General features: G+C 62.9%; 7 protein-coding genes. 4 read left to right on the top strand and 3 right to left on the bottom strand.

The window, feature by feature from the left end; genetic code table 11:
- The first annotated feature begins 173 nt into the window (after window positions 1-173).
- A complete protein-coding gene (locus tag ABC977_RS11585; RefSeq protein ID WP_369667417.1) occupies window positions 174-521 on the top strand; it encodes a hypothetical protein in 348 nt (115 codons plus the stop codon).
- 935 nt (window positions 522-1,456) lie between these two features.
- Here ABC977_RS11585 and ABC977_RS11580 read toward each other — a convergent pair.
- Window positions 1,457-2,299, bottom strand: a complete 843-nt coding sequence (locus ABC977_RS11580) for a CPBP family glutamic-type intramembrane protease (protein ID WP_369667416.1) — start codon at window positions 2,297-2,299, stop codon at window positions 1,457-1,459.
- A gap of 415 nt (window positions 2,300-2,714) precedes the next feature.
- Here ABC977_RS11580 and ABC977_RS11575 point away from each other — a divergent pair, with 415 nt between their 5' ends.
- Window positions 2,715-3,038, top strand: coding sequence for a CopG family ribbon-helix-helix protein (locus ABC977_RS11575; protein ID WP_369667415.1), 324 nt, complete (start codon window positions 2,715-2,717; stop codon window positions 3,036-3,038).
- A 98-nt stretch (window positions 3,039-3,136) separates the two neighbouring features.
- On the opposite strand, the gene ABC977_RS11570 is transcribed toward ABC977_RS11575, so the two are convergent.
- Entirely contained in the window at window positions 3,137-3,307 is a 171-nt protein-coding gene (locus ABC977_RS11570; protein ID WP_369667414.1) for a hypothetical protein, read from the bottom strand.
- A 22-nt stretch (window positions 3,308-3,329) separates the two neighbouring features.
- Complete coding sequence (locus ABC977_RS11565; protein WP_369667413.1) at window positions 3,330-3,623, bottom strand: type II toxin-antitoxin system TacA family antitoxin; 294 nt, start codon at window positions 3,621-3,623, stop codon at window positions 3,330-3,332.
- Between the two features lie 565 nt (window positions 3,624-4,188).
- Here ABC977_RS11565 and ABC977_RS11560 point away from each other — a divergent pair.
- Complete coding sequence (locus ABC977_RS11560) at window positions 4,189-4,761, top strand: Uma2 family endonuclease (protein WP_369667412.1); 573 nt, start codon at window positions 4,189-4,191, stop codon at window positions 4,759-4,761.
- 354 nt (window positions 4,762-5,115) lie between these two features.
- Complete coding sequence (rsmA, locus tag ABC977_RS11555; RefSeq protein ID WP_369667411.1) at window positions 5,116-5,937, top strand: 16S rRNA (adenine(1518)-N(6)/adenine(1519)-N(6))-dimethyltransferase RsmA; 822 nt, start codon at window positions 5,116-5,118, stop codon at window positions 5,935-5,937.
- The last annotated feature ends 63 nt before the right edge of the window (window positions 5,938-6,000 follow it).

The following is a 6,000-nucleotide window of genomic DNA, read 5'->3' as shown; positions in this document are numbered from 1 at the left end:
GTATCGCGGATGCAGAGAAAGCAGAAGCGAGAGCGATAAAGAAAAATTAACCACCACAAAACAAGAAAGGAACGTCGCTTATAACAATGCAAATCCAGCCGACCCAATAATCGCTACGCGCCTAGAATTAAGGCTAGCGAGGGGGCGGAACAGTTACAAACGGGGAGGCGATTTTGGAAGCACCCGATCGTTGGACTCGCCTGCGAACGCAGGTGGCGCAATGGATGATTGTGGTAGGAGCAGCACTTTTCGCGAGCGTTTACCTAGCTCTGATCGTCGTCTATCTTTTCTTTTCCGAAGACAAGTGGGTGATAGAAGTGGCCAAGGCGCATTTCGCCGCAACAATAGGATTGCCTCTTGCTGCGGTAGCAGCGCTATTTGTCGTTTCAATTTTCGAGATTACTACGGGAAAAATCGAATTCGAAGGATTGGGCTTTAAGTTCACCGGCGCATCCGGACCAGTCATTATGTGGGTAGTTTGCTTTCTTGCAATCTCCGGTGCGATTGCTTTGCTATGGTGATAGCCATAGAGAAGAGGGAAGGAGGCAATGCCATTAAGTTAAGCCCTACCGGCAGCGTTTGTAGTTGGGGTGGAAGCGCTTCGGCTTGGATGACGTGATGGCGCGTGGGAAGGAGCGATCGGGGCGGATCGCTTCGACTTCCGAGGCCATGGCGCCGAGCAGCCGTTCAAGGTGCGAAGGAGGGGGTCAGGTCTTGCAATCACGCATAGTTGCCTAACGAATAAGGTTAGATCGTCCGAGCGAAGCGAGCGAAGCGAGCGAAGATCTGAACTGTTTGTTGGACGAGCCCGTGGGAGGTAGCGGCAAGGGAAGCGGCGGGGCTTAGAAGGATGGTGTCAGGTCTTGTCTTTTGCCCGTTTCGGGTTACGCTTGATCCATCGCTCACCCCTCAGACTCGGATTTCCCGGCGCTTTGCCCCACATCACCTCGCGCGGAGATGCGCGCGAGGACATCGATTACATCAAACCTGTACCTCGATCGAGGCGAGGCCATTGCAGCCTCCTACGCCAGCGGCGGGTACACGCTCAAAGCCATCGGGGACGATTCGGCCTGCATTGCGCACGGATCAGCCGAGTCGTTCGCGCCGACGAAGAGGCAAAACGCAAGACCTGACACCATCGGCTCGCATCGGCTCGTGACACCATCGGCTGCGCGCCAGAAAGGGCGGCGTGACCGGGCGCGAGGCGAATCTAAGTTGCGTATTCGGCGTCGCTGCGCGCTCGCGAGATCATGAGATGACCTCGGTCGCTGGTCGGTTCATGCACGATTTCAGGAGAGTCGGGGCTGAGTGAGCCGGCTCACAGTGGATTACGCGTGTGGGTCGAGAGGCCCGAGTTCCTTGTGCAGAGCGGTCGGGTCTGGCTGGCGGAATCGCGGGGGCCGGCAGATCAGATCGAGGTCGGTCATTGCGGCAAGGGCGACGATGCGGACCTGTCCTAGCCCCGGCAACCCTTCGGATCTTGATCGGGTTGGCGATCTGTGCCGCCCTGCCCGGGGTGCGAGGGAATGACCTCGGTCACGGCTGTCGGCCTATTGAACAATGCCTGGCGGTGTATCCAGACCACCACCGCAGCGGCGGCGACGAACAGCACCGTATCGTAGGGCTGCGCGTCGGGCCAGATCGGATTGATGAGCTGGAAATGAAAGAGCGCGGGCAGCAGGATGCTACCGCCCGATTGATTGAACATCGGCGTCACGATGATGCTGATGGCCACGGCGCCCAGGAAGAACGGGGCGAACGACCACTCGCTTTGCGGCGTTCCGCTCAGCAGAAACGCGGGCAGATGCCATAGGCCCCAGACGATGCCGAGAATCAGTCCGGCCCAAAACGGGGCGAATCGGCGTTGCAGCAGAGGCAGCGCGAGGCCGCGCCAACCGATCTCCTCGACCGGGCCCTTGATCGCCATGAAGAAGAGTGCGGCGAGCAGGGCGGAGACGGTGGCGAACGGCGTGGGTGGCGACAGCGCGAGCCCCTGTGCGGCCGCACTCGCATAGTAGATCAGCGGCACACCGAAAAGAAGGAACAGAAACCAGCCCGGAGAGGTGCGCCAGAGCAGGAGCCGGGACAGGAAGCGCCGAAGGCCGGCGGCGCCCGCAATGAAGCCAACGGTGATGAGAGCCGCGATCGCCGGTGCATAGACCGCCACGAAAAACAGGGGGTGCTGGCCGGACAGCTGACCGAACAGCGCCATCATCGGCTCCGGCAGGAACAGGTAAAGTGCCAGGATGCCCCATGCCAGGCCGAAGCTGATCACCAGGAACGGCACCAGGGCCGTCAAGGGGACAATACAGCCCTCGTTGCGATGGGTGTTGTGGACCATGGAAGTTCCCTGGCATCGATCGGTCTGTTTGAGGGGCCTGCCCTCGGATCCCCCGGCTCGGAGACCTGAACGAGGCGTTCAGCAACCGGCGGGATCCTACTCCGGGGGCATCGATCCGGCAACGGCGTCGAGGACAGGGTTTCAAGGGCCGCGTCGCCCGTAACCGAGTGGTGGTCATGGTGAAGATGGGCATGAAACGCGGTTTGGTTGTGCTGGTGGCCGCGCTGGGTGCTGGGTCGATAGCACCCGTTCGGAGCGTCACGTGTTTGCGACACTGAGCCGCCCGATGCCCGCCGCCCAGCCGGCCTACCTGGCGCCGAGGCCACCCATGTGCTAAGAATGAGTGCTTCTGATATCAGTATGAGTGCAAGGCATGTCATCCAAGTCCATCACCATCCGCACCGAGACCGAGATCCTCGATCAGCTCGCCGCGCTCGCGCACGCCCTCGACCGCTCGCGCAACTGGGTCATCGAGGACGCCCTGAAGCAATACCTGGCGCAGCAGGCCCGCTACGCCGAAGGCATCGCGCAGGCCCGCGCCTCGCTGGAGCGCGGTGAGGGCATCCCCCATGAGGACTTGATGGCCGAGCTGGATACCCTGATCGAGGAGCAGGCGCAGGGGCGCCGCGCCGGTCCTGGATTCAGGCGGCAGGGTGTCGATCGGGGTTTCCCCGCGCTTCCACGATTGGCGGGCTGACCGGTCCAATCCACTCGTCATCGATCTCGGATCGAAGGAAGGCGACCACCGATAAACCTGATGTCGCCGCGGGCTGATTCCAGAATGGTCCTGGCCAATTAGACCCGCTTCAGCGACAGGACCAACGTCAAGGGATTCGTCGGCGACGCGACGAATCCGTGATGGGCATAGAAGGCCGCCGCCTGTTCCGACAGGGCATGCACCAAGAGTCCGCGGATACCAAGGATCCTGCTTGCGGTCGCGGTGCGCTCGACGGCGTCGCGCAGCAAAGCGACACCGATGCCTCGAGGGTCACGCCTCCCAAGGGCTCGGGGCGGCCATCAGGCGCTCGTAGCCCTCTCCCGCGGGAGGATGGTCCAGTACGGCGAGGAAGTGCTCGTACGTCTCTCGGTCGACCCGAACCAGTGTCTGATCGAGCAGCGTCTCCTCGGCGGCTCGGCGGGCAGCGTCGATCATGAAATCGGAGCGCGACCGGCCCTGGATCCTGGCGGCCTGATCGATCAGGTCGCGAACCTCCTCCCGCACCCGGAGGTTAACGGCTCGGGTGGTTGATGCTGCGTCGGCGGCGGACGGCGAAGCGGGCATGGCGCACCTAGGCGTTGAGTGAGACGGCAACCTCGATACACATCGCATATCTCGGGCTCAAAACCTCAATCCTGTTGGATGCCATTGCGCCGGCTTTCAACCAGGCTCGCGAGTCCGCGATTACGGTGACCGCAATTACGGTGGCAGTGCATGCGCACGTGCTGATGACCAACCATGCCCACCATTTGATGGCCGCGGAGCGCCACGCGGGTTACTCTTTTGACCTTGACCCAACCCGAGCCGGCCGTATCCAAGTCTCACTGATCGACGCCCCAGGGGAACCGCCGATCGCTCAGCCGCACCTCGGCCGAGCCCCGTTCGGCGATGGGGCTCGGCTGCGTTCTGGGGGGGCGGTCCAGGGGCCAGGGATGGATTGCTGGTCATCTGGTGTGCATCCTTCCTTTCTTGGAAGCGAGCAGCCGTGGGGACCCTCTGCTCCAGCGATCTCGAGCCATCCTACGGCGAGCTGTGGAGCCCGTTTTGTCCTCGTTCAAGCGGGGTCGCGAGGGACAACCGCGTGCTGTAACCTTGGCCTTATCCCCTCGATCGGAGACGCAGGGCCGACATGTCCACACCCGCCGAACGATTGGCCTTCGACGCTGATGCTTACCTCGCTTGGGAGGCCGAACAACGCGAGAAGCACGAGTACCTGCGCGGCGAGGTGTTCGCGATGGTCGGTGCGCGGCAGGAGCATGTGCTGGTTGCATTGAACGTCGCATCGGCACTTAAACAGCGTCTGCGCGGCGGTCCCTGTCGGGCCTATGTGTCCGATATGAAACTGCGCGTGGCGGCGGCCGATGCCTTTTTCTATCCTGACGTGATGGTGTCCTGCGATGCGCGCGATCGCGTCGCGGAGCATTACCTCGAGCACCCGATCCTCATCGTCGAGATCCTCTCGCCGGGGACCGAGGCCTTCGACCGCGGTGCCAAGGCTGCTGCCTATCGGCTTCTGCCTGCGCTGCGCGAGTATGTCTTGATCGACATTGCCGCGCGCCGTGCCGAGGCTTACCGGCGTACCGAGGAGGGCGACTGGTTGCTGCACGATTGTCGGCCCGAGGACGGAACCTGTCGTTTCGCCTCCGTGGAAGTCTCGCTCGCCTTCGATGAGATCTTCGAGGACCTGCCCCCGACCGACTAGCGGGCACGGCGACCGTCAAGCACCTCTGACATCGGCGTCCTGCGCTCGAGGAAGTCCATAGACTCGGCTCCAGCACGGCGCGGCCGATTCCAGCGAGACCCCGAGATCTCATAGGGCGCGCGGCGTAGGTCCGGTCGATCGTGTGACAGAACAACTTTACGAGAAGCGATTCGGCAAGACTCACCCGGACGATCCCAGGCCGCTGGAGGCAAAAGACGCCGAGAAGAGAATGCGAAAAGCGGAAAAGAAAGGCCATGAATGAAGGTTCACATAGCAAGTGGGCGCCAAGCCCGTCCCGACTGTCACCCGGACGGCGCTTGGACGCCCGCTTCGGCGATGCCGGATGGAGGGCACATGGATCACCGTCCGCGTAAACGTTTCGGCCAGAACTTCCTGCATGACGCCGGCACGATTCAGCGGCTGTTGGCCGCCATCGCGCCGCGCCCCGACGAGCATCTGGTCGAGATCGGGCCTGGTCGCGGGGCCATCACCGGGGGTCTGCTGGCGGCCGTCGGGCGTTTGGATGTGATCGAACTGGATCGGGATCTGATCGCCCCGCTGGAGCGCGATCTTGGCTCGCGCGGCGCGCTGCGCGTGCATCAGGCCGATGCGCTGACGTTCGATCTGTGCTCGCTCGCTGACGGACACGAGGATCTGAGGCTGGTCGGGAATCTGCCCTATAACATCTCGACGCCGCTGCTGTTCCGCTTCATCGATCAAGCCCATTGTCTTTGCGACATGCACCTGATGCTGCAACGCGAGGTCGTCGATCGCATCACGGCCGCGCCCGGCAGTCGAACCTATGGCCGTCTGTCGGTGATGGTGCAGGCCTATTGCCGGGCCGAGTCCCTGTTTCGGATCGGCCCCGGTGCCTTCACGCCGGCGCCGAAGGTCGAATCGGCCTTTCTGCGGCTCGTCCCGTACGATCCGTTGCCCGAGCCGATCAGCGACCGGGCGGTTCTCGCGGGCCTCGTCGCGCGCGCCTTCGCGCAACGCCGCAAGACGCTGCGCAACAGCCTCGCGGGGCTGATCACCGGGGACGAGCTTGCCGCGCGCGGTATCGACCCGTCACAGCGGGCCGAAACGATCCCGGTGACCGGCTACATCGCCTTGTCGAACTGGCTGCACGAGCAGACTGCCGGTTCCGGGGATCGGCCGGTGTCCGGGTTATCATAGGGCACTTTCAAGAACCCAAGCCGCCCGCACCTCACCGGCCGTGCCCAACCCGGGAGGCCTGGT

It is taken from the genome of Thioalkalicoccus limnaeus (assembly GCF_041197575.1).
GTDB lineage: Bacteria > Pseudomonadota > Gammaproteobacteria > Chromatiales > Chromatiaceae > Thioalkalicoccus > Thioalkalicoccus limnaeus.
This window is presented reverse-complemented; position numbering and strand designations above follow the sequence as displayed.

Coding starts and splice junctions, on each gene's coding strand:
- rsmA (WP_369667411.1), top strand. CDS start 5,116: ATGGATCACCGTCCGCGTAAACGTTTCGGCCAGAACTTCCTGCATGAC.
- ABC977_RS11575 (WP_369667415.1), top strand. CDS start 2,715: ATGTCATCCAAGTCCATCACCATCCGCACCGAGACCGAGATCCTCGAT.
- ABC977_RS11565 (WP_369667413.1), bottom strand. CDS start 3,623: ATGCCCGCTTCGCCGTCCGCCGCCGACGCAGCATCAACCACCCGAGCC.
- ABC977_RS11560 (WP_369667412.1), top strand. CDS start 4,189: ATGTCCACACCCGCCGAACGATTGGCCTTCGACGCTGATGCTTACCTC.